We start from the raw sequence: 23,659 nt of genomic DNA on the forward strand, positions 1-23,659 counted from the left end.
TGACAACATGAAACTACTTATGAAAGTTTAAAATGGGAGTATTCTTTATGAATACTCCCATTTTAGAATTAGACTTGTGTTTACTTTATATGGTTCAATGGAAACTGATGCCAAATTTGTCCATCAAGAACATTATAACCTTCCTCCTTCCGGAACCCACCTTTCTGCTTAAAAAAGAACGGAATATTCATCTCTATACACTTGTCGCGAATTGGGCGCACCCAATCTAAGTCCATCTGACGTGCACGAGGACCTGACTCGCCGCCGACGATAACCCAATGGATGCCATCGAGGTTCAGATCTGGAAGAGGACCAAGAAGTGGTTCAATAGATACAAATCGCACAATCGCTGGAGTTGTACGTAAATTATCAATTCGTTTTATGGTTTGCTCCCCCTCTACCGTCACTCCCATCCAGATGTTGTCATGCCAAAACAAATGGGGGGACAATTCTTCCAGTCGATCGCCTCGTTTTGTCAACACTTGGAAAATATGTTGAGGAGCGCGTCGCATATACGCAAAGACTTTATCAATAAATCCAAAAGGAATGTCTTTGTGAAACATATCTGACATAGAGTTAACGAATATCATCTTAGGATCTCGGTAACTTAACTTCTTATCCAACATGTCGGGATGCAGTGTCAGATCAAATCCGTTGCGATATTTTTCCAAGCCCATCAGCTTGCATCTTTTCGCCATTATTTCAGCATAGCAATTGGCACAACCTGAACTTATCTTTGTGCATCCTGTTGTAGGATTCCATGTGCAATCAGTCCAATCGATTTTAGTCTTACTCATAATTTTACCTCACTTTTCCATGTTATTTATTCTTTGAAAAATTACCCCTCAACCTGAAAAGAAGCTTAATAGATTTTCCTATGTCTGTCAAATCAATAAACACGAGGTTCCGGCAAAAGACCTTTCAAAATTTTCAATTTATTAAACACTTGAAGATTAATTTTATATTATTTTTTGAACAAACTATATTTTCAATTTATTTATTGATTTCATTTGACACATTAATATATTGATTACCGATCATGCCTAAAATTACCATAAACATACTTTGAGCAGCATGTCCTGAGCAATCCCGGAAATACGAATAGTGCTATTCTCAAATTTGAGAGGTTGTGATGCGAAGAGCCGAAGGGAAGCGCGACAAACTTTCCTGGCCACACTTTGGAATCGGTCAATTCGGTCAACCCGGGGAAATGGATGCCCGGATTTTTTGAAGCATGGCATGGCGACTGTCGCGTGGCTGAATCCGCTGTTTACCACTTGCCGCTAAGTTTCTAGGGGGCGTTGCTAAAAATCCCAGGGTAAGAGTTTTAAATTTACCACTTTACCTTGACAAATCGAACCAATTAGCTGTTAAGCTGCCACTTGCTTCATAACCATGAGTGCGATTCCAACGGGACCCCAAAAGACTCGGAACCTGGTCCAAAATTGGGCAGCCGCTGGCAATTTGTCCATTTTCGAAATGGAGATGGCCGTGATTTCCACGAGCGTGGCCGGCAAACCTGAATAGCACTGTCGTGCGCCTCGTGGCTCCACCGGGGTGCCCAGCGTCACCAGTACATCGCCCTTCCTGGGACGAGCGGAAAACATCGTAGCCTTTGGCCTGCCGGGACGCGGAAAAACGCACCTGCTGTGTGCCATCGGCCATGAGCTTGTCCGGCGATACGCAGCTTCGCGGCAATGACCACGGACGCGGGTTGACCCCATACCCGAAGATCGCTTGGCTGAAGCCGAGGTGCGTGCACAAGAATAGTTGTCGTCAGTGCCCAGGGGTAATTGACGCTGAGCAGGGCGCGGTCCATACCATTGTTTCTGGTGCATCCCCTGAAAAAATCAGCCCCGTTTCCTGCTGACGGAAATCTTGTCCGAGGCTGATGTAGGAAAATCCGCAGGAACTGCCCCATGGAGTCGCAGGTGCTGTTATTTTACCGGGGCTGGTTGGTTTCCTGGTCCTGCCCCGTCCTCGCCCACTGGGCCAAATGACACCCCTATGCGCCAGCGATTTTCAGGCAACCACATGAATTTATGAAACTTATCGGCAGGCTACAAAGGTGATATTGCAAATATGGCCGCAGCAAAAATCAGATGCTAAATCTCTGCTCATCACAGGTAAAAATAAAAAATCAACAATTCTATATATTTATTAATCTCTGCTTAGCCGGACAAAACTAACCGATGGGATATTATATTGGTACGATCGCGAGAACCGTGATATATATATGCAAACTTGACTACTGTACTGCGGATGGAGGAGACATGGGCACGGTCACATGCGTTACGCGCACTGCTTTTCTCCACATGCGCTTGGTTTTGGTCTGTGTGCTTTTTCTTTTGTCCACACCAATGATGGCCGAGGCCTTTGGTGGCCCACATCGCGTGCTTATCCTCCATAGTTATCATCAGGGATTATCCTGGACAGATGACATCCAGGCGGCTTTCTCAGCCACTCTAGCCCGAAGCGGGTTTCCCCTGGAAGTTGATGTCAAATACCTAGACGTGGCGCGCATAACAGACCCCAAGGCCTTGCGCAAAAACAAGGAACTGTTGCAACAGCAGATAGTCAACATGTCTGCAGGCAAGCCGTTCGACATGGTCCTTGTTTCTGACAATGCAGCCTTGGATTTTCTGTTGGATCATCGCGAGTCAATTGCCGGGAACGCCCCCGTAGTGTTTTGCGGCATCAACAACTTCACTCAAGACATGCTGCGCGGGCAATCGAACATCACTGGGGTGGCGGAGATACCCTCCTTTTACGAGACCATAGTCTTGGCGAGCAAGCTGCGCCCCATGGCGAGCAAGTTGCTCGTCCTTGCTGAGGATACACCGACGTGCAAGGCGAACCTCTCACTTCTTCAGGCGCAATTATCGCGCCTTTCAGGCCGTGTGGAGATTGAAGTCTTGGAGGAGACGGACATTTACAAGCTTGAGGCTCGCTTGGCTGGGCTTAGTCCGGAATGGGTCGTGCTGCCTATGGTTCGGCCCCTGGATGAGAATGGAGTGCTCTCCGCTCAAGCGGCTAGCCAGAGGCTTAGCCGGGCTTGTGCTGTCCCTTTATTTGTCACGTGGGATTTCTGGATGGGCCACGGCCCGGCAGCGGGCGTGGTGGTTTCCGGTAGGTCTCAAGGGGAGACGGCGGCAGTAATGGCGAGTCGAATCCTGAAGGGTGAACGGGCGGATGACATTCCCGTGGTCAGCCAGGAGAACAATGTCACTATCGCGGACAGTCTTGCCTTCACACGTTTTGGGATGTCCGAGAGCCTGCTGCCTGAGGGCGCGGTGATATTAAATGCCCCTGTCTCTTTTTACGCCGTCAACAAGATCCTGTTTTTGACTGGTGGCGCGGTCGGCCTTTGCCTGCTTCTCTTATCGATATTTCTTGCCCTGAATGTGTCGCGCCGCAAGGTAGCCGAGGCTTTGTACCAGGGCCAGTTGAACTTCGTGGAGACGCTCATGCGGGCCATGCCCGCCCCGCTGTTCTACAAGGATATTCAGGGTCGCTATCTCGGCGTCAACCCGGCCTTTGAAACCCTCATGGGGAAACCAGAGCAGGACTTTGTCGGCAGGCTCCCCACAGAAGCTTTCTCCCAGGAGCATGGGCAAGTGTTCGTGCAGCGCGACCAGGAACTTTCGAATTTAGGTGACATGCAGCGCTACCAACATGTAATGCCTACTGCTCTGGGCCTTCGCACCTTGATGATCACAAAGGCCGTATTTCCCGGCAAAGACGGCTCCCCTGCTGGTGTCGTCGGCATTCTCGACGACATCACAGACCGTATACGTAACGAAGAATCCCTGCGCGAGAGCGAGAAGCGTTTTCGTAGCCTGTTTGAAAATGCGCCTCTGGCCTATCAGTCCCTGGACGAAAACGGACGGTTCCTGGACGTGAACAGGAAGTGGCTGGAGGCCCTGGGCTATGCCGCCAAGGACGATGTAGTTGGGAAGTGGTTCGGGGATTTCCTTGCGCCCGGCTTCAAAGAACACTTCGACATCAACTTCCCCATGTTCAAGCAAGCCTGTGTCATCGACGGGGTGGAGTTCGAGATGCTCCGCATCAATGGTGGACGAATTATTGTGAGTTTCAACGGCCGGGTGCAGACTGACCGCGATGGCAACTTCATGCGTACCCACTGCATTTTTTCCGATATCACCGATCGAAAGCATGCGGAAGATGCCTTAGCCCGCAAAGACGCCTTGCTAGGGGCGATGCTGCGTAACCTCCCCTTTGATTTTTGGGCGCGTGACACAAGCCAGCGCATGATTATGCAAAGCGATGAGTCCGTTCGGCTGTGGGGAGACCTTACGAAAACGGCCATTGATGATGCTCAAGTTGAACAAGAATACCTCCAATCATGGATGCCCATTAACGATCGGGTGTTGCGAGGGGATGTGGTTGACGAAGATTGTGCATATGCCAGCCCTGGAGGTGATTTACGACATTACCACGCCATTGTCGCACCTATTCGTCAAGGTGGTGATATCCTGGGGATTCTGGGCATTAACATTGATATAACTGAGCGCAGTCAAGCTGAAGAGGCGCTGCGCGAGAGCGAAGAGCGTTTTCGTGCATTGTTCTCTGCTGTAAGTGATCCCGTGCTGGTAGCCATTAGGGAAACGGGTATTCTGGTAGAGTGCAACCCCGCTGCGGAGAGATTTTTTGGGCGTAATAGGGAGCAACTTATCGGTTTGCCTCAACGTGATCTGCATCCGCCGGGGACTCTCCAAGTCGAGGGCGTGACCGAAGACTTCAAGCGTGTGACAACTGATCCAATGCTTAAACAGGAAATCAGGCTCTTGTCCTCTGGCGGTGACGTGCGGGCTGTGGAAGTTACTGCCAGCACATTTGAAATAAAGGAACACAGGCTCATTCTGGGCGTGTTCCGAGATGTGACCGAGCGTAATAGAGCGGAAAATGACACCCTACTGGCTAAGGACCAAGCCGAAGCAGCCAGCCGCGCTAAGAGCGAATTCCTAGCAAACATGAGCCATGAAATTCGCACCCCACTCAATGGAATTCTCGGCATGCTTCAATTACTTAAGACTACTGATCCGAATGATGAACAGAAAGAGTATCTAGCGGGTGCGATTCGGTCCACAAATCGACTGACCCGGCTTCTCTCTGATATCCTTGATATCTCAAGGATTGAAGCCGGCAGGATGGATATTGTTGACATAGAATTCGACATCAAGAAGATGCGCGATTCCATATATGAACTGTTTGACATGGAGGCACGTAGGAAAGGACTCTTTTTGGAGTTCGGTTGGAACGAGGATTTGCCCTTGGTCTTGATTGGGGACGAGGTTCGGCTTCGACAAATCCTGTTCAACCTTGTTGGAAACGCGATTAAATTTACCGATAAAGGAGAAGTTCGGATTGATGCTTCTTTGTTGGTGAGTCTCGGAAATTCTGTTGTACGTGTGTTAATCACAGTCAGTGATACGGGGATAGGCATTTCCGAGGAGTGTATTAAGTCTGTTTTTGAACCATTTGTCCAGGCAGAAGGTACGTATACGAGGCGATTTCAGGGGGCAGGCCTGGGGCTTTCAATCGTTCGTCGCTTGGTTAAGCTCTTGGGTGGTGACGTAGCGATAGAGAGTACATTAGGTGAGGGTACGACCATTTACGTATCTCTTCCGTTCAAGCTCCCCAGCGGTGGCCAGGGTCAGAATGACCAGGACGTTCGTGTTACCACTCCAGTTGCCGAAGCCTCTTGGCGCATACTCATCGCTGAGGATGATTCCGTCAGCCTCATTACTGCCAAGCGGACGCTTGAGAAATCCGGCTACTTAGTCACTGCCGCCAAGAATGGACAGGAAGCGTTGCAGCGATTGACTGAAGAGGACTTCGACTTGATCCTTATGGATATCCAGATGCCTATTATGGACGGGGTAGAAGCTACAAAGGCAATCAGAGGGTCAAGCAATCTTGGAGCAAAGTCGAGCATCCCAATCGTCGCGATGACCGCATACGCAATGACTGGAGACAAAGAATCATTTTTAGCGGCGGGCATGGACGATTATATTTCGAAGCCTGTGGATAAGGCGGCGATGGTTGAGGTTATCGAGAGAGTTATTCGCATGAAGGAAAAGGTTCAATGATGCAGCGGCAAAAGAGATGGAATACAAGAGAATGTTGGGCTCCTCGTCAACCGCTACCCCGTTTCTCGCCGTCGGCAATCTTGGCCGCCCCTGATGCACGAAAAGGCGCAGAAACAGGCTTATTGAGTCACAGGGTCCCTATAGAGCTGAATGCCGGTGGCTTTTTTTTGCGCAGAGTTAGAAATGGCTGTCTAGATTTTTCACTGTACCTTGCGTTGATTGTCATGATGCTGACGTCTCCTTGTCGCCTATTGGCAGCGGATGATGTTGTTGTTGCTGTCGTTGGTCCGATGGTCGGGACCAGCAATTCTGTCGGCATTCAATACAGCGTTGGGGTCCGCGCTGCATTGAAGGATATAAATGGCAATACATTGCTAGGTCACAAAGTTAATATTGACCTCTTCGATGACAGTTGTACGAAGTCAATTGCAGAGGGTGTGGCGATGAAGCTTGCCGAGAATCCTCCTTCTGTAGTCATAGGGCACTCCTGTTCCGGGGCCACAATTATATCGGCTCCCATCTATGCCAAGCATAAGATACTTCAGATTACACCTGCATCCACCAATCCTAAGGTTACGGAGATGGGTATTTCAACTCTTTTTCGTATGATCGGCAGGGACGACCTGCAGGGAAAGATGGCGGCCCAGCGTATTTCAGAACGCCATGCGGGCCAGAGGGTTGGGGTGCTGTTCTTCCCCAGCGAATATTCGGAGGGACTAACTCAAACGGCCATCGCAGCCCTGGAACAACGAGGCATTACACCGGTGGCAAGAGTTCAGGCCTCTCCTTCAGCCTCTTCCTATGCCAAAGAAATTGCTGCGCTTATGCAGCAAAATGTAGAGGTGCTCTATCTGGTCGGTGGAGGGTTGGATTGCGGGATATTTCTTCGTCAAGCCCGGCAGATGGAGGCAACATTTGCCGTGATCAGTAGTGATACGCTTGTGTCAGGGGTCTTTCTCCAAACAGCCGGCCAAGCTGCGGAGGGAGTTCCGTTCACATTTCCCCCCGAGGCTACGCAGTTACCAACAGCAGCCTCGGCAATAGAAACCATCAAAGCTATGGGGCAAGAGCCAGTTGGCTACACGTTGTTGGCCTACGCTGCGACACAAGTCTGGATCGAGGGTGTCATGAGGGCCAAGTCCTTCGATGCAGAACAGATTGCTGCAGCCGTACGTAGTGAGCCTGTCCTGACCATTTTGGGAGAGGTCACTTTCGACGGGAAGGGCGATATACGTACGGCCTATCCTGCGTTTGCTTGGCATAGCTGGAAGGATGGGAAGCGTGCCCCGTTGGACTGAACCCGTGCAAGTCGATCACGACAGATGCCAATTCGAGGACGCCGGGTCTTTCCTGGCGCGGCTAAGCATCAGATCGAGTCTGATCCTCGGATTCGGGGCCATGAGCGGGGTGATGGCCCTGGCTGTTCTCGCGGCCTTGTTCGTATCTTCCTCGGTCATATCTTCGGTCGGTGAGATTTTGGAAGTTCAGCTTCCGGCCACGGTCAATACTTTCCGGGTTGCCCGGGCTGCCGAAGCCCTCGGGGCATCTGGTATCCCCTTGGCTTTTCTCTCGACAGCGAACGAACGGGAGGTCGCCTTTCACCGCGTCGACACGGCCCTAAAGACCCTCAAACAATCCCAAGCCAGCTTGCAGGGGGCTGCGGAGGGCACGAACGAGGAGCTCGGGAGCCTCTTGTCTGAACTGACTGATAATCTGCAGCGAATGCGGGACATTGTGGATGAACGCATCAGGTTGAGGCTGTTACAGCGAGGGGCCAGGGAGATGCTGTTGGCCAATCTTTTGGCTTTCCAGCAGCACTTAACTTATCGTGTTCGCATTCTCGAGGGGGACAGCGATGTAATTCACAGTCTGATGTCCCAGCCTTCCCCGCCGGTCGATCGAATTGCGAACATGGCTAACCAACTCACAATATTGTTGCCGGTGGCTAGGTTCTATGGGGAAATAGAGGCGGTCAACGGTCGTCTGCTTGCTGCAAGCCAAGATGCAACGTTGCCGACCTTGAACCTCTCTCTGCAGGTGCTAAACGCATCTCTGGAGTCTATCGAAATAACTCTCGACCGGTTCCCTGGGGGCTTGTCACGGGAATTGGCGCAGCCATTTGCAGATTTAAAACGACTTGTTCGTGGAGAAGACGGTCTTATACGCCTACGGGGGCGAGAGCTGCGACTGAATGAGGAGAGCCTAGCGCTGAATCACGTGAACGAACAAATATTGGAACGGGTCGATGCAGCGACTGACAATATGGTACGCAGCGGACTCGATGCGGTGAGCCGGACTGGACTTGAGGTAGACGTTACGCGTCGGCGCTACTTTCTGTTTCTAGTTATAACTACCGGGCTGGGCTTTGTTGGCGTTGCGCTTTTGATGCATTTTCAAATAGACCGCCATGTCATAGCCAGGCTTTCATGGTTGAGCACGGCGATGCAGAATGTGGCTGCAGGGCACATGGATGTCTCCCTGCCTCCGGCTGGTTGCAGCGAGTTGGGGCGACTGGGCGCAGCACTTCATCTATTTCGGGAAACCGCAATTGAGGCCCGAGAGAGGGAATCCGCCTTGCATGCCAGCAACATCCGTGTTGAGCAGGCCCTGGCCTTGGTGGAGCAGAAGGCCGCAGAACTGGAAATTGCCAATGCGAAGCTGCAGGAGCTTTCCGTTCGTGACCCTCTTACAGGCCTTTTCAACCGCCGTCGTTTTGACCAAGCGTTGACTTCGGAGTGGGCCCGTGCCGGTCACGGTGGCAAACCTCTGGCTTTGCTCGTCCTCGACCTGGACTATTTCAAGCAATACAATGATCGGTACGGGCATCAGGCCGGGGACGCATGTTTGCAGCAAGTAGGTTCAATCCTGCAGAACCATGCCCGGCGTGCCGGTGACGTAGCGGCCCGCTTCGGTGGAGAGGAGTTCTGTCTTATTTGCCCCTATACCAACAAGGAGCAAGCCGAGTCCATAGCCCAGAGCCTTCGACAGTCAATACTCGATCAAGCACTGCCACATGAAGATTCTCCATTTGGGGTAGTAACGGTGAGCATCGGTTACATGGTGGCCACGCCAGACGCAACATGCACATCCGATGACCTGTTACACTTGGCAGATCAAGCACTATACCTGGCTAAAGATAAAGGACGCAATTGCATCCAATTCATCGAGACACTACCGACTATTGTCTAATAATAAACCATTTGTTAGAATCTAAATTTCATCTCCATGATCGCCATATTCATCTCAGATTTAAGCTAGTACTCCACGATTCTTCGGTGGTGTAGTGTTTGCTAAACATTGATATTCGGCTTTTTGCAGCGAGGGATGGCAAATCTTAGCTGATAAATCGTTCAGGAAGTGATACATGATGGGCTGAAATGCTAAATCCCATGCCATCCTTAAAAAGCTGGGCAAATGGGCAAGTCACTCGCTCCACTACCTGGAATTAGCTCCAAAGCGAGATTTATAGAGCGCCGACAAAGACGTGACTTTTACCACTTTCCCCCTATTTTTCAGAGTTCGATGCTAAAAATCCCAGGGTAAGACTTTCAAATTTACCACTTTACCTTGACAAATTGAACCAATTAGCTGTGACGCTGCCACTTGCTTCATAACCATGAGTACGATTCCAACGGGACCCTAATAGAGTCTTCACTTGGTCCAAAATTGGGCAGCCGCTGGCAATTTGTCCATTTTCGAAAGGGAGATAAGATTAGATCTCTCTCAGTCTCTGGTGGCTCCAGGGGTGATAGGCGAGTGGCCCCTCGTGGAGGATGTCGGGTGAATCCTACCAGCACGGTCATAGGCTTGTTCCTGTTGGCACCGCTATCGACAGAGTCTGGTTGTCTGGTGACCTGATTCATTTGCGCGTGCTTTTTTTGTCCATTCAAGGAAACCGTAGGGCTCCCGGACTGGGCTTCATCGATCCGTTGGCACCATTGCGAAGTCCGAGCCGCCGGGGTCAATCACCTCCGGCTCGACAACCTTCCCACCGACAATTGCCCCGTACCTAAACACCATTGTGCTGGTTCACAGTTCTCGAAAGGCAGCCAGAGGACTGCCTGGCATACCGGCGCTGTTATCATGATCACTTAGCAAAAAGCTGACGCCACCCCCTTCCGCTAGACCATTGACTCTGATATGATTGATACAAAGTGGAAAACCCAAGGCGGCGGGCAAGAATATGTCGGATTCCGAAAAGGCAAGCAGGAGAATTAAATCGCAACTCGATAGTTTCGCCCAAACACCGATCCACGACAAGGGCTTATTCCAGATTGTTTTAAGCTGTTTACCCATGCCGTACCTGCTTGTTGATACGGATGAGCGAGTCCTTCAAACGAATCAAGCTTGCCTTGACATGCTTAAAATTGATGGCTCTGTAGAATCATGTTGCGGGAAAAGTTTAAGTGAAGTTTTTTACAACGATCCATCCCATCCAACTGTCGTAGGTAGAAGCATTCAAGAGAATAAAATATTCAGAGATATCGAAGTCCCTACTAGTGATCACCACGGAATAGAACTCCACATTGTTGCAAATGTTTTCCCACTTTACGATCTAAATAAAGATTGTATTGGTGGAATGTGTATATACGTTGACACCACAGAAAGCAAACGCACTGAAGAAGCGCTGGAAAGACGGATGGTGGCGCTTACACGCCCCCTCGAGGACACCGAGGGCATCCAATTTGAAGACATGTTTAACCTGACCGATATCCAGCGTCTCCAAGATGAATTTGCCAATGCCACGCGTGTAGCCTCTATTATTACCCGACCTGATGGAACGCCCATTACCAATCCGAGTAACTTTTGCCGTCTGTGTAGCGATATTATTCGCAAAACTGAAAAAGGTCAGGCCAATTGTTTTCGATCAGACGCCATGCTTGGACAGCTATCCGTTTCTGGACCAACCATTCGGCCGTGCATGAGCGGGGGGCTGTGGGACGCAGGGGCGGGTATCTCGGTAGGCGGACGACACATTGCCAACTGGCTGATCGGCCAAGTGCGCGACGCAAGCCAAAACGAAAAACAGATGCGCGACTATGCAAAACGGATCGGAGCCGACGAAGACGAAGTGGTTGAGGCTTTCCGTGAAGTTCCCAGCATGACACCAGAGAGCTTCAGACAAATCGCTCAAGTTCTTTTTACCCTGACCAAACAACTCTCTTCAATGGCGTACCAAAATATTCAACAAGCCAGATTCATTTCTGATCGAAAGCAGGCAGAAAATGCCATCAAGCTAAGTGAAGCACGCTTTAAAAAATTATTCGACAACGTTGATTCAGTGGCTGTCCAAGGCTATGATCGTGACAGGAAAGTCATCTACTGGAATAATGCCAGTGAAAAAATTTATGGATACAAGAAAAATGAAGCAATTGGTGTCCACCTTGAAGACCTAATAATTCCACCCGATATGCGTCCTCATGTTGTTGAAGCAATTCGACAATACGCAGAAGAAGGTAAGGCCATCCCTGCGGGCGAGCTTAACCTGATGCGCAAAGACGGGACATCCGTCCCAGTCTATTCAAGCCATGTCATGCAAACAACAGGGCATGGCGACTTAGAGCTATTTTGTCTAGACATCGACCTGACAGAGCTTGATGCGGTCAAACAAGAGTTAATCTCTGCCAAAGACAAAGCGGAGGCGTCAAATAAAGCAAAGAGCGAATTTCTTGCGAACATGAGCCACGAAATCCGCACACCGCTCAATGGCATACTTGGCATGTTACAACTCCTTGAAAAAACGGAGCCGAGCGACGAACAAAAAGAGTATCTACTGGGTGCAATTAAGTCGTCAAAAAGATTGACACGCTTGCTGTCTGACATCCTTGACTTGTCAAAGATAGAAGCCAAGCAAACCATTATTGACGAAGTTGAATTCGACATCGAAGAGATGACTCAGTCCATTTGTGACGTTTTTTTGCTATCCATCAAAGAGCATGGATTGATTTTGAACGTCGCGCTGGACAAGAAAATTCCCCGCCGCCTCGTTGGTGATGAAACAAGGTTGAGACAGATACTGTTCAACATCGTCGGAAATGCCATCAAGTTTACGCCAGAAGGAAGTATTTCCGTTGAAATATCACTCCTGCCGTGCCCCGTGGAACAATCGTGCCGAATATTTATTTCAGTTTCCGACACTGGGATAGGGATACCAGACGACAGACAGAAAGACATTCTGGAACCATTTACACAAGTAGACGGATCATATGTTCGATCCAAGCAAGGAGCTGGGCTGGGGCTGGCTATCGTCAAACGACTTGTCAGCCTATTAGGTGGAAGTCTTTGCATAGATAGTGAGATTGGAAAGGGAACAACATTTTATGTCGTTTTACAGTTTAATTTTGCAACCACGACAAGGACAGACAACGAATACGTTAAGCCAACAACTGAGAATGAAATATCTCCAGGCTTAAACATCCTTGTCGTTGAAGATGAACAGATAAACAGAATAGTTGCTTGCAAGACTCTAAACAAGCTTGGCTGCAAGACTACGATGGCTGTCGACGGGAAAAATGCATTGGCGAAACTTGCCAAATCCGATTTTGATTTAATCTTAATGGATATCCAGATGCCTGTCATGGACGGTGTCGCTGCGACCAAATCAATAAGAAGCGCGCCAGAATTTGTTTCAAAGTCAAATATCCCAATAATAGCAATGACTGCTCATGCAATGCTAGGAGACCGCGAAACATTCCTAGAAGCAGGGATGGACGACTACGTTTCCAAGCCGTTTAGCAAGCAGGAACTCATTGATGCGATAGCAAGAGTGACAATGAAGAAGTCGTGACAAGTTTCATGCATACATTGTTGTGCAGTTACAATACGAAATAATTCAACCAATATATGCGTAAGAATACTGCAAAAAGTAGCATAAACAATCTTCTGGGCGGAGAAGTATAAACCAACCAACACAAATTCGCCCTTTCAGCACTATGACTGTGGCAAAAAAATTACAGACATTCAAAATAGGCTCTCTAGCATGCAAAATTCCGTTCTGACATTTAATCTATGTTTTTTAAATTTCTTCCGGAACTTGCAAGCCAATTTTTATCGAAAGACAATAGTTAGTAGCTACATTAGCAGGAGGGATATCACATGGCAGTAGTTCTTCTTGTCGATGATGACGATACATATAGATGTATTTTGCGTCGATGGCTTGTCAGCAAGGGGCATGAGGTCATAGAGGCCAGCAATGGCAGAATAGGCATTGAGCAATGCCACAAAAGCCATCCAGATGTTGTTGTTACTGATGTTTTTATGCCAGAGGCAGATGGATTAGAGATGTCGATGGATGTTGTTGCTTCGCATTGCGCTAAGGGAGTGATCGTCCTTTCAGGTGGGGGGAAAACTATGACAGGGGGGTGCTTTCTTGAGTATGCTAAGGGGCTTGGTGCTAACGAGGCGTTCCAGAAACCTGTTGATAAGGAGCGTTTTCTCGCAGCGGTGGCTTCCATCGCAGAGAGTTGAGTCCCGGCAGTAAACACATGGAGCCGACATGGAATCTGACCTTTACGATAGTTATTTTCAAAGCCTAGTTGCCGGTGATCGCAGGGCATGCCGGCAAATTATTCTTGGTCTTTTGGAAACTGACATCGACATCAAAACCCTGTATCTTAGTTACTTTCAAAAGTCGCTGTATGCTATTGGTGATCTTTGGGCTGCAAACAAAATCACCGTCGCAGTGGAGCACATGGCAACGGCAATCACTGAAAGTCTATTCCCCTTGGTCTACCCCAGAATCTTCATGGCGGACCACTGCGGTAAGAAAGCTGTCATCTCCTGCACCGCGAACGAATACCATCAGATCGGCGGGAAAATGGTCGCTGATATACTGGAACTCAACGGCTGGGACACCATTTTCCTGGGGGCAAATACTCCACTCCAGAGCCTTCTGGACTTCATCGATACAAATCAACCAGATATGGTCGGCCTTTCTCTAAGTTTGCAGGATAATATGCCGAACCTACTCACGGCAATTGGCAAAATCCGTGACCGACATCCGGAGCTATCAATTATTGTCGGGGGACAAGCATTTAGCTTCTCTGGTAGCGAAATTCTGAAGGCAACTGAACATGTTCATTTAATACGTTCCTTTTCAGAACTTGAAGGATATATACAGGCAGATGCTTATGCGACCTAAATCCGTTGACAATGTGAGCGCCAGGTTCCTTAATGATTTTGCGGAAATGATCTACTTGCGGCTAGATAATTCTGGCCGCATTTTAGAAGCAAATAATTTTGCTAAAGCTACCTTGCAACCGGATCCGCTTGGCCTGAATTTTAGCGAGATTTTTGTTGCTTTCACACAGACCATTGACCCACTCCAGGCCGCACAGAATGAAATGACCCATGTTCCGGCCTCTGTTAATACCTGTGCTGACCTTCCTCGGACTTTTTTTTTCAGTTTTTTTAAAGTTACCGAGGGAGTGGATGTTTACGGAGAGGCCTCGGGCACGGAAGTACTCACTCTGCAGAAGACTTTAATTGAAACAAACAATGAACTCAGCAACATGACACGGCAACTTCAAAAAAACAACAGCGAGTTGCAAAAACTTAACGACATTAAGAATCAGTTTCTAGGAATGGCCGCACACGACCTGAGAAACCCTATTGGAGCTATTATTGCCTACAGTGATTTTGTCATGGATGAAGCTAAGTCTTTGACGGATGAGCAGAAAGAATTTCTAAGCATAATAAAAAACTCTAGCAATTACATGCTTAAATTGCTGGACGATTTGCTGGACTTTTCAAAGATTGAAGCTGGAAAGCTTGGGCTTGATTTATCTCGATGTGATTACGTTAATTTCGTTAAGAGGGTTGTCAAACTGAATTCAGCTATTGCAGCCAAAAAACATATCCAAATAATTTTAAACGTGCATGAAGTAATTCCTGAGCTAGATTTTGATTCAATAAAAATCGAGCAAGTTCTCAACAATATATTGTCAAACGCGTTGAAATATTCACTGCGAAACACTACAATCGTGGTGAATATGTTTATGAGCGGTGATTTTGTGACAGTTGAGGTTCGTGATCAAGGTGTTGGAATCCCCAAAGACAAAATCGACTTAATCTTCCAACCTTTCACCAGGGTCTCGAAGCAAGGCACGGAAGGAGAGCGTAGCACAGGCTTGGGACTTGCTATCGTCCGGCGCATCGTCCTTGGCCATCGTGGACGCATCTGGGTGGAGAGCAGTGAAGGCGAAGGTTCAACATTTTATTTCACTTTGCCTGTTGTGGCAAAAGAGTGAGCAAATAAAAAATGGCTAGTGGAATTTCTATCGCTATCCGAACTGTTAGTCATTGCGGTTCAAAAATTGTAACAATTTTAAGAAATATTCGCAACGAACAAATTGTCACGGCCTCTGGCCTGTGAAAGGAGCTGTTGTTGCTTAAATTTATAGTGTTGGCAGGAATATGTTTATGCATAGCAATCCTGACTGTCGCTTTTGTGAAACTACCCATAAAGTATATCATAAGAGATTTATTCGCAAAAGAAATGCCCCTTGAAACCGTCCAAAACGTCGACCTCAATCGGTACCAGGGCACTTGGTTTTCGGTATACGAGTTCTACGCTTGGTTTCAAGCTGGATGCAAATGCACTAAAGCAGAATATTTGCTTACAGATAGCGGAAAAGTTGAAGTAAAAAATTCATGCTACCGAGATGGCAATCTTGTCACAGCGACAGCAATAGCATGGCCCATCAATAAAGGAGACAACTCCAAGCTTTATGTTCAATTCAGGGCACCATTCAAGGGGAAATATTACATCCTATCAATAGACGAAGACTATCAGCACGTCCTCGTTGGAACACCAGACAGAAACTATCTCTGGATTCTTTCACGCACGAAGACTATTGATGAAAATACCTTCAAAGAATTCAAGGCAAAAGCAGAAGAGCTTGGGTTTGACAGTTCGCGTTTTTTAAAAGTTAATCATGAGTGCTCTAGATCTGATTGATCCCTAGACGCGCTAATCTTCTGGCACTTTCTGAAGTGAAAGAACCTGTCGGGTAATTTTGACGTTTTGCTCTTTAAAAGCACAGACAGTCCAAGCGATACCACCAATAATGCTATTTTCAACCATCAACCGATCGGAGTGTAAAATGACAGATGCCAAGGAGTTGAAAATGTACTTTGAAGAAACCAAGGGGTTTGGCGTACTGTCTACATCAAATGCATCTGGTGAAGCGAATGCAGCCGTTTATTCACGACCACACGTGATGGACGACGGCTCATTGGCTGTTGTTATGAATGATCGCCTTAGCCATAAAAATGTTCTTGGCAATGGGAAGGCCCATTTTTTGTTCATGGAGAGTGGCCCTGGATACAAAGGCAAGCGTCTCTCCCTGACCATGCTTCGCGAGGAAGAAGATACAGCGCTTCTCCATGACCTTTGTCGTCGCTGCCATCCCAAAGAACTTGAACTCAAAGAATCTAAGAGATTCTTAGTGTTCTTTAAAATTGACAAGGAATTACCCTTAATCGGAGTAAACTGAAACAACATAGCAGTTTGGAATTGGTTCACGCGCCAGCTCTCCTACAAACGGCCCTAAATGCACGTGGGCTGGTCCTGCGGAGTTGGAGCGACCAATTTTGATTGGGCAAAATGGAGAGTCTACCGTCTCGGATTTTGCCCACGTGATGCATTGCCCAGAAGGGTTGACGGAATCGAAATCAATCGTATTTTGTGGGATCAACTTATCCGGAGGTATTATGAAAAAATTTGCTGTGTTAACTTTCCTGAGTGCACTTCTAATTGCAGTTTTTGCTATTGCTGGCGGAAAATATGACGGCCACTTTGGAGATATTGACAAAAACCGCGACAAGGTTGTTGTAAAAGAAGAATTCGTTGAATTTTTTAAAGCGAATGGCGACCCAGCAGCGGCATTTGTCATCATCGACGTCGACAAATCTGGTGGCATAGACCATGACGAATGGCACGCTTTCAAGGAGGCACACGGTTATGGCCATAAAGATTCAAACAATCCCGACGAGAAGAAATAGCTAAAGACGCTCTGTAAACAGAAAGGCCGGGGTATTAATGATGTATGGATAGACCATTAATCTAGAGTTGCAAGATTAATGGACAACAACAATTAATTTCTCGGCCTATTTCAATTGTGCATTTTATGTTAAAGTGATGAAATTTTGCTTACCATGAGATATATTGTTTTTGTTAGCCTCTGCCTTTAAAGCAACGCTCATTAACCATCGTGTAAATAAATTCCGATGCAAAAGGTAGAACGACTGCTACAGTTTACAAATCTATTGAGATATAGTTGTTTCTGAAAAGATCTTAATAACTACCAGGAAGCCACTATGGACTTATTTTTTACTGCCATCACCTGGATTGGTTCGTTATATGTTCTTTTGCCATTATCTATGTTGCTCTGCTTCCTGTTGGTTTTGGATGGAAAGTATGCCCAATCAACTTTTATTAGTTTAAGCTTGCTACTTACTGTAGCTTCTGTCCATGTGGCAAAGTTATTATTTCGCCGTCCGCGCCCTTCCTCTGAAGGACTTATTGTGGCTATGCCACCTGACTGGTCATTCCCCAGCGCTCACACAGCTCAGGCAACTTCTTTTTTCTTGTCCTTAACCTTTGTTATATTTCAATTCCTTCCGCCAACATGGGCAACATCGTTTTCTGTCTTGAACCTGTTTTTGGTATTCTGCGTAGGTTATTCACGCATTTACCTTCAAGTTCACTATGTTTCAGATGTCCTGGCAGGTTTTATTCTAGCTATGATTGTCGTAGCTGGGTTGTACTATGTTATTTTATTTAGAAAATGACCCCATGACTTCCAAAATCTAAATGGCTGGAAAGATTTAATCCCAGTTGTATCTGTAAAGGAGGAATTACACGTGCGAAATAAGTTTCTCGGACAGGGAGAATATGGGTATCACCCAATTCGAAAAATTAAGGTTTGCCTTTCTGGTCTTCGTTATGCTATTCGTTATGATTTTAGTGTCGCTTACAAAGTATATCTTTCAATACTTATGCTTTTGATCTGTATTGTCCTGCATCAATGGATAGACGCTCTTCTTGTCATGGCGGCCACAGGTTTGGTACTTATTGCCGAAATGTTCAACAGCGCCATTGAAGCCCTGTGTGACTTTATCGAAACACACGAAAATGAGAAGATTAAAGTAATTAAAGATATATCAGCGGCCGCCACTGGGATATCAATTCTTCTTTGGGTCGTTGTTTTAGGCGCTGAGACAGTAAAATTTTTGAAAAACTATTAAAACAAGATGTTTTTTAGGTTTCAACGAATAACAGAATTCGAGACTAAAATTTTCTATAACTTTCAAACATTATGTTTGAAACTATTCACAGATCAACCCCGGATTAAAGCCAAAGAAGAGTATCTTCTTTTATAAGCAGTATTGCAGCATCTCTAATGCCACAAAATATCGAGCCTATGGGAACTGATGACATTAAAGAAGGCCGGTAGAATCATAGAAAAGCCCCAGGAAGGGTGCTCCGGTACGAAACCTGCGTTATCTTGGCTTCGGCGGAGAAATTGCCGAAACGAGGCAAACGCACTTCCCGGGACAATCAGGAGGCAAAAAAAGTGGAAACAGCGTGGATGTGGATTGGCTTCAATCTGCTGGTCTTGATCCTCCTGGCCCTGGATCTTGGCGTATTACACCGCAAAGGGCGGGAGATCGGTGTACGCGAGGCTCTGCTACTCAGCTTTGGTTATGTCGTGCTGGCCCTAGCCTTCGGTGGGTGTGTCTATCACTTTCTAGGTCCACAAGCCGGAACGGAGTACATAACTGGCTATCTTATCGAAAAAAGCCTTTCAATCGACAATATCTTTGTGTTCGTCCTTGTCTTTTTGCATTTTTCCGTACCCCGCGACTGCCAGTACAAGGTTCTTTTTTGGGGCATTCTGGGGGCACTTGTCATGCGTGCCTCGCTTATATTTGCTGGCGCGGCGATTCTCGATACTTTTCATTGGATCATATACGTTTTCGGAGCATTCCTTGTATTCACGGGGGTCAAAATGCTGATCACTGTGGGACAGGAGCCTAACCTGGATGAAAATCGCATCAATTTTTTTATGCGTCGTCATTTCAGGGTGACACCAGGATTCGAAGGCAACAAATTTATCATCCGACGTGATGGCGTGCTCTACATAACGCCTCTTCTCATCGTTTTGGTGGTCATAGAATTCACCGATTTGGTCTTCGCTCTAGACTCTATACCCGCAATCTTCGCCATCACCACAGACCCATTCATCGTCTATACATCGAACGTATTCGCTATTTTAGGCCTTAGGGCTCTATATTTCGCCCTGGTGAGTATCATCCATCGTTTTCACTATCTCAAATACGGCCTGTCACTTGTGCTCGTGGTCGTTGGCGCGAAAATGATCGTCAACGCATGGTTCGGAGCGAAGATTGTGCCCACTGAGATCGCTCTGCTGATCACTTCTGGCATCATCATCGCTTCCATACTCTTTTCGATGCTTAAGACCCGGGCCGAGCCAACCGAGGAAGAACTTAACGAGGCGGCGCGTTGGTGGGTGCCGGGCAGCCCGACTAAAACCGATTCCGCCGACCGTGAAAAGAAAGGGGGCCGCGAGCCCTGATTCCACATGCTGAAAACTGCTGTCCCTTAAGAATCCCAATGCATAGATACGCCGGGGGTGCATTCATGATGGCAGAACAAATCGTAATGGCGTGCACCCCGTGGCGGTGGCTTCACCGGGGTGCCCAGCGTCACCAATTCTGGCCGAACAGGAACAGCGCCCGGTGCCCGTCTACCGCTAGCATTTAGTATTATTAGCAATTTTAAAAAAATGAAGCCTAGTTGAGCCGTCAAGCAATTCCACGGCGGCTATTCGCTTCAAAAAACGCCAATATTCCTAGATCAATGCAAAATTTTCAGAATTTTAGATAAATCCTCTTTACAATGAGGTCCAAACCCTTATCTTTAAAAATACAGGAAGCCCATAAACGGGGCTAACTCTAACAGGAGTAGCACTGTCACGAATGCCAACTCCCATAACTGGCGAATGAAGTCGCCAAAAATGAAGGCCAAACAGGGTGTATAACCCCGGCCTGAATTACGACAAGACTTATCTTATCGTACATGACTGCGAAACAGTACGATTTTATGCCAAGAACGACTGACGCAGAAGAGAATGTTGACTGGACTCGGATTGGCGGCAACGCTCAACAGAATATAAGCTGGATGGTTAACGCCGATGGACTACATTGCTCCATAAATGGCGAAACGAGTCGCCCACGACAGAAATCCCCCACAGTGGTGCACAAGGGCTGAAAAGACGATCGGCAAACGCCAATCTTCGAAATGACGACCAAGACTGCGAGACCGAAGCTAAACAGCAGAACAAGATACTTGGCGTAGTGGAGTTGTCGAAAGAAAACCGGCGTGAAAGCGCACAAGACAACATGATGTTCTACACCCGGCTAAACGAGAGCCAGTAGTTACGGCACCGAAGGTTCTCTTCGGGACCCGACAAAGCGAAAGGGAAAAACCTTCTCGCTAGGAGCTAAGGCGATCGGCCTGGTCGCAATGACCGGCGCAAGCTGACAAAAGTCACGTAGGGTTGCAGGAACAGGTTTTCGACAGCACTTGCAATAAAATCGAGTAGCAGCCTCGCCGGGTCCCACATGGGACCCGGCGAGGCTTTTTTAGGCGTCCCCAATGCCCCTAAACGCCTCTCTGGCGGTCGTTGACACTCTGCGCGGCCTTTCTGTCGCCAAAGAGCCGAAATCGCACGGTACGCCTCCCTGGACATTATTCTGGACATCTGCTCCGACTGGAATTCCCGTCCAGCATCTTCCGTCTTTGACAGTTCACAAAAAAAGTGTATTTCTTTCCCATGGGCTGGAAAATTCGATTTTCGAACACGGCGCGAAAGGGCATCGCCAAGCTTCCGCCCAAAGTCCGGGATGCTGTCGAATTCCTCACCTCCGAGCTGGAGGCTATCGGTCCGGTTCTACCCAGGTGGCCCCATTACGGAAAAATCTCCGGCCGACCTGGTTGTCACCACTGCCATATTCTGCGCGGACGACCAACTTACGTCGCCGTGTGGCGCGAAAATAATGAAGAAAATGAAATAGAGGTGCTCTATGTCGGAAGTCACGAGGGCGCAACTTACCGACGGATTTGTTGATCTACACATCCGGGTTAAAAGCAATGTCGCGGACGCCGTTGAAGCCGCTATTCGCCAAACCATTGAAGAAACTGAAACTTACGGCCCTGAAGAGGTATTCGGTCCGCGAAATCCTGGCCGATTGGTTCGCGGCGGGCGGACACGTGAGGGGTGGACGCAGGTCGAACTGGCTAAGCGGTTGGGTGTGTCGAAGACCGTGGTGTCAGACCTTGAGCATGGCCGGAGGCCCATCAGCAAGAAAATGGCAGCGAAATTGGCCAAAGTTTTTGGGTCCAGCCCGATGGTGTTCCTGGTCTGAGCCGGAGCAAACGACACGCCACGGACGCGGGATTGACGGGGCCACTGGATGCGTCACTGAACATGTCGCCACGACCTCACTCGTCGCATTGAGGGGCGTCGAAAATGGTAACCACCGCCAGCGAGGAGAAGCGGGACTAGGTTCGATCCCGATCCTGGTCCGCCACCATCCGGCGTCTACCATTTTCGAAGTGGAGGATCCATTAACTCTTTGGCGACTTGAAATAAAAACAGTTCCGACACGTAATGTACTGCAGTTTTCGCTTTCCTCTAACATCAATACTATTTTCAACTTGCAATTTACTGTATTGCATTGATATGTTGATCCAACTGCCAATGCTACATAGTTTCTTTGTTTTGCAATATTTGAATATTTTATAGATGCAGCGATTCGTTCTTATACAAAACATAAACGTATTGCACAACTTCAGGCTAAGCGGTTTATAAATAAGGACAAGATATGGCTGAACATCCAGGCACAAAAATCACGGGGTCGATGCTTTACGATCTCGTGCAATGTCCAACCAGAGTCCACATGGACTGCTTTGCCAACCCTGCGGACAAGGTCGAAGTAAGCCCCTTCGTCAGACTCCTCTGGGAGCGTGGAGCTGAGCATGAGGGTGATACTGTCAGCAAGTTAGGTGAGCCGTGCCTAGACCTTGCTCATCTTCCGGCAATTGAGCGCGAAACGAAAACTATTGAAGCCATCAAGTCGGGCGTACCATTGATCCACGGCGGAAGAATTCGCAAGGACGATTTGCTTGGCGATCCTGATCTTTTACGTAAAACCTCATATGGATATATTGCTGGTGACATCAAATCCGGGGCAGGACTTGAAGGAAATGAAGATCTTTCTAAACCAAAGAAGCATTACGCTGTACAGGTTGCGCTGTACACTGACATTCTACGCCAATTGAATTTTTCACAAAGCTACGAACCATTTATTTTGGATATAAATAGGCAAACTATCCCTTACAATTTGTTGACATCAATTGACAAAGGTGGAGCGACGCTTTGGGAGACGTACGAAGTGTCCCTGCAAAACGCCCGTGACATCGTAGCGAAACGGACCACTCCTCGTCCCGCAAGTTGTGCTATTTGCAAATTACGCCAATGGTACGAAGCCTGTAAAACTGAAATTAAACGTTTAGACGACTTGACATTAATACCAGGCCTAGGGCGCTCGAAGCGCGACTCTCTGGCGTTATATATTGATACTGTTGACGATTTAGCTCAGTGCGACATAAGTGCATACACAAAAGGCAAAAAGACAATATTTCCAGGAATTGGTCCTGACTCACTATTGAAGTTCAAAAAACGTGCTCAGCTTTTAAAAGACCCTAGTCCCAAACCCTATTTGACAGAAGCAATTTCTTTTCCGGCTCATTCAACAGAGCTATTCTTTGATATCGAAGTCGATCCACTCAGGGATTTTTGCTACCTTCATGGGTTTGTGAAAAGGACTAGTTTTGACAACCAGACTGAAGAATTTGTTGGTTTTTTCACGGAAGACGAATCATGTGTAGAAGAACGTTCTGAATTCAAAAAGGCCTATGAATTCATTTTAAGCAACAGACCATGTTCAATCTATTACTACTCAAAGTACGAAAGAACAATCTGGAGAAAGCTTCAGGCAAAGTATCCTGATGTCTGCTCGCAAAATGATATCGAAATTATTTTTGACCCTGCGAACGCAATTGATCTTTATTTTGACGTTGTCACTAAAAAAACTGAATGGCCCACCAATGATCACTCCATCAAGACGCTTGCTAAATACCTAGGCTTCTCGTGGAGAGACAAGAATCCATCAGGGGCTGCCTCCATTGAATGGTTTGACAAGTGGGTTAAGTCACGAGATCCATCCGACAAAGATAGAGTATTACTTTACAATGAAGACGATTGTAGAGCAACACGTGTTCTTCTTGATGGGATTAAGAGCTTATGAATAGAGCGTAGACAAAATGGATAATTTCACAAGAGATGCCTTCTCTGAAAAATTGTGATACCAGAATTTACAATCGAATTCTGAAAATCCATTAAACGCACATAGCACTGTTTCAAAAACGGCCTTCTGTTCATTTTTTGCGGCCCACC

General features: G+C 47.5%; 17 protein-coding genes. 16 read left to right on the forward strand and 1 reads right to left on the reverse strand.

Going from position 1 to position 23,659, the window contains the following annotated elements; translation table 11 throughout:
* Positions 1 to 80 precede the first annotated feature (80 nt).
* Positions 81 to 797 carry a DUF5131 family protein gene (locus tag NY78_RS14320; RefSeq protein ID WP_043637332.1) on the reverse strand — a complete coding sequence of 239 codons (717 nt, stop codon included), beginning with the start codon at positions 795 to 797 and terminating at the stop codon, positions 81 to 83.
* Between the two features lie 760 nt (positions 798 to 1,557).
* Here NY78_RS14320 and NY78_RS25885 point away from each other — a divergent pair.
* The 16 genes from NY78_RS25885 (at position 1,558) to NY78_RS23875 (ending at position 23,510) form a co-directional block, all read left to right on the forward strand.
* Positions 1,558 to 1,701, forward strand: coding sequence for an ATP-binding protein (locus NY78_RS25885; RefSeq protein ID WP_197084255.1), 144 nt, complete (start codon positions 1,558 to 1,560; stop codon positions 1,699 to 1,701).
* A gap of 572 nt (positions 1,702 to 2,273) precedes the next feature.
* On the forward strand, positions 2,274 to 6,113 hold the full coding sequence (locus NY78_RS23155) for an ABC transporter substrate binding protein (RefSeq protein WP_053062227.1): 3,840 nt from the start codon (positions 2,274 to 2,276) through the stop codon (positions 6,111 to 6,113).
* On the forward strand, positions 6,110 to 7,411 hold the full coding sequence (locus NY78_RS23850; RefSeq protein WP_082140042.1) for a branched-chain amino acid ABC transporter substrate-binding protein: 1,302 nt from the start codon (positions 6,110 to 6,112) through the stop codon (positions 7,409 to 7,411). The genes NY78_RS23155 and NY78_RS23850 overlap by 4 nt, the downstream gene beginning before the upstream one ends.
* A gap of 100 nt (positions 7,412 to 7,511) precedes the next feature.
* The gene (locus tag NY78_RS23160) at positions 7,512 to 9,302 is read left to right on the forward strand and encodes a sensor domain-containing diguanylate cyclase (RefSeq protein WP_197084256.1); all 1,791 of its coding nucleotides are present in this window, start codon (positions 7,512 to 7,514) and stop codon (positions 9,300 to 9,302) included.
* A 994-nt stretch (positions 9,303 to 10,296) separates the two neighbouring features.
* Positions 10,297 to 12,900: a PocR ligand-binding domain-containing protein gene (locus tag NY78_RS23165; protein ID WP_082140044.1), complete on the forward strand. Its 2,604-nt coding sequence runs from the start codon at positions 10,297 to 10,299 to the stop codon at positions 12,898 to 12,900.
* A gap of 308 nt (positions 12,901 to 13,208) precedes the next feature.
* Complete coding sequence (locus NY78_RS14345) at positions 13,209 to 13,580, forward strand: response regulator (RefSeq protein WP_043637335.1); 372 nt, start codon at positions 13,209 to 13,211, stop codon at positions 13,578 to 13,580.
* Positions 13,581 to 13,608: 28 nt separating this feature from the next.
* Positions 13,609 to 14,253 (forward strand): cobalamin B12-binding domain-containing protein, encoded by a 645-nt coding sequence (locus NY78_RS14350; protein ID WP_043637338.1) that lies wholly within the window; start codon positions 13,609 to 13,611, stop codon positions 14,251 to 14,253.
* Positions 14,243 to 15,361 carry a sensor histidine kinase gene (locus tag NY78_RS14355; RefSeq protein WP_197084257.1) on the forward strand — a complete coding sequence of 373 codons (1,119 nt, stop codon included), beginning with the start codon at positions 14,243 to 14,245 and terminating at the stop codon, positions 15,359 to 15,361. Before NY78_RS14350 ends, NY78_RS14355 begins: the two co-directional genes overlap by 11 nt.
* 137 nt (positions 15,362 to 15,498) lie before the next feature.
* Entirely contained in the window at positions 15,499 to 16,071 is a 573-nt protein-coding gene (locus tag NY78_RS23855) for a lipocalin family protein (protein WP_082140045.1), read from the forward strand.
* A 145-nt stretch (positions 16,072 to 16,216) separates the two neighbouring features.
* Positions 16,217 to 16,609, forward strand: a complete 393-nt coding sequence (locus tag NY78_RS23860; RefSeq protein ID WP_082140046.1) for a pyridoxamine 5'-phosphate oxidase — start codon at positions 16,217 to 16,219, stop codon at positions 16,607 to 16,609.
* Between the two features lie 217 nt (positions 16,610 to 16,826).
* Positions 16,827 to 17,117: a hypothetical protein gene (locus NY78_RS24790; RefSeq protein WP_156180954.1), complete on the forward strand. Its 291-nt coding sequence runs from the start codon at positions 16,827 to 16,829 to the stop codon at positions 17,115 to 17,117.
* Between the two features lie 315 nt (positions 17,118 to 17,432).
* Positions 17,433 to 17,906: a phosphatase PAP2 family protein gene (locus NY78_RS23865; RefSeq protein WP_082140047.1), complete on the forward strand. Its 474-nt coding sequence runs from the start codon at positions 17,433 to 17,435 to the stop codon at positions 17,904 to 17,906.
* Positions 17,907 to 17,978: 72 nt separating this feature from the next.
* Positions 17,979 to 18,362: a diacylglycerol kinase gene (locus NY78_RS14365; protein ID WP_043637343.1), complete on the forward strand. Its 384-nt coding sequence runs from the start codon at positions 17,979 to 17,981 to the stop codon at positions 18,360 to 18,362.
* A gap of 329 nt (positions 18,363 to 18,691) precedes the next feature.
* Positions 18,692 to 19,714: a TerC family protein gene (locus tag NY78_RS14370; protein ID WP_053062231.1), complete on the forward strand. Its 1,023-nt coding sequence runs from the start codon at positions 18,692 to 18,694 to the stop codon at positions 19,712 to 19,714.
* A gap of 1,510 nt (positions 19,715 to 21,224) precedes the next feature.
* A complete protein-coding gene (locus NY78_RS23170) occupies positions 21,225 to 21,566 on the forward strand; it encodes a helix-turn-helix transcriptional regulator (protein ID WP_053062232.1) in 342 nt (113 codons plus the stop codon).
* Positions 21,567 to 22,025: 459 nt separating this feature from the next.
* Entirely contained in the window at positions 22,026 to 23,510 is a 1,485-nt protein-coding gene (locus NY78_RS23875; protein WP_082140049.1) for a TM0106 family RecB-like putative nuclease, read from the forward strand.
* Positions 23,511 to 23,659 lie beyond the last annotated feature (149 nt).

It is taken from the genome of Desulfovibrio sp. TomC (genome assembly GCF_000801335.2).
Classification (GTDB): Bacteria; Desulfobacterota; Desulfovibrionia; order Desulfovibrionales; family Desulfovibrionaceae; genus Solidesulfovibrio.

Excerpts from the sequence above, each read along its gene's own strand:
- NY78_RS23860 (WP_082140046.1), top strand. The coding sequence starts at position 16,217 with ATGACAGATGCCAAGGAGTTGAAAATGTACTTTGAAGAAACCAAGGGG.
- NY78_RS14355 (WP_197084257.1), top strand. The coding sequence starts at position 14,243 with ATGCGACCTAAATCCGTTGACAATGTGAGCGCCAGGTTCCTTAATGAT.
- NY78_RS23865 (WP_082140047.1), top strand. The coding sequence starts at position 17,433 with ATGGACTTATTTTTTACTGCCATCACCTGGATTGGTTCGTTATATGTT.
- NY78_RS23850 (WP_082140042.1), top strand. The coding sequence starts at position 6,110 with ATGATGCAGCGGCAAAAGAGATGGAATACAAGAGAATGTTGGGCTCCT.
- NY78_RS14350 (WP_043637338.1), top strand. The coding sequence starts at position 13,609 with ATGGAATCTGACCTTTACGATAGTTATTTTCAAAGCCTAGTTGCCGGT.
- NY78_RS23170 (WP_053062232.1), top strand. The coding sequence starts at position 21,225 with ATGTCGGAAGTCACGAGGGCGCAACTTACCGACGGATTTGTTGATCTA.
- NY78_RS23875 (WP_082140049.1), top strand. The coding sequence starts at position 22,026 with ATGGCTGAACATCCAGGCACAAAAATCACGGGGTCGATGCTTTACGAT.
- NY78_RS23160 (WP_197084256.1), top strand. The coding sequence starts at position 7,512 with ATGAGCGGGGTGATGGCCCTGGCTGTTCTCGCGGCCTTGTTCGTATCT.
- NY78_RS14320 (WP_043637332.1), bottom strand. The coding sequence starts at position 797 with ATGAGTAAGACTAAAATCGATTGGACTGATTGCACATGGAATCCTACA.
- NY78_RS24790 (WP_156180954.1), top strand. The coding sequence starts at position 16,827 with ATGAAAAAATTTGCTGTGTTAACTTTCCTGAGTGCACTTCTAATTGCA.
- NY78_RS14345 (WP_043637335.1), top strand. The coding sequence starts at position 13,209 with ATGGCAGTAGTTCTTCTTGTCGATGATGACGATACATATAGATGTATT.
- NY78_RS23155 (WP_053062227.1), top strand. The coding sequence starts at position 2,274 with ATGGGCACGGTCACATGCGTTACGCGCACTGCTTTTCTCCACATGCGC.
- NY78_RS23165 (WP_082140044.1), top strand. The coding sequence starts at position 10,297 with ATGTCGGATTCCGAAAAGGCAAGCAGGAGAATTAAATCGCAACTCGAT.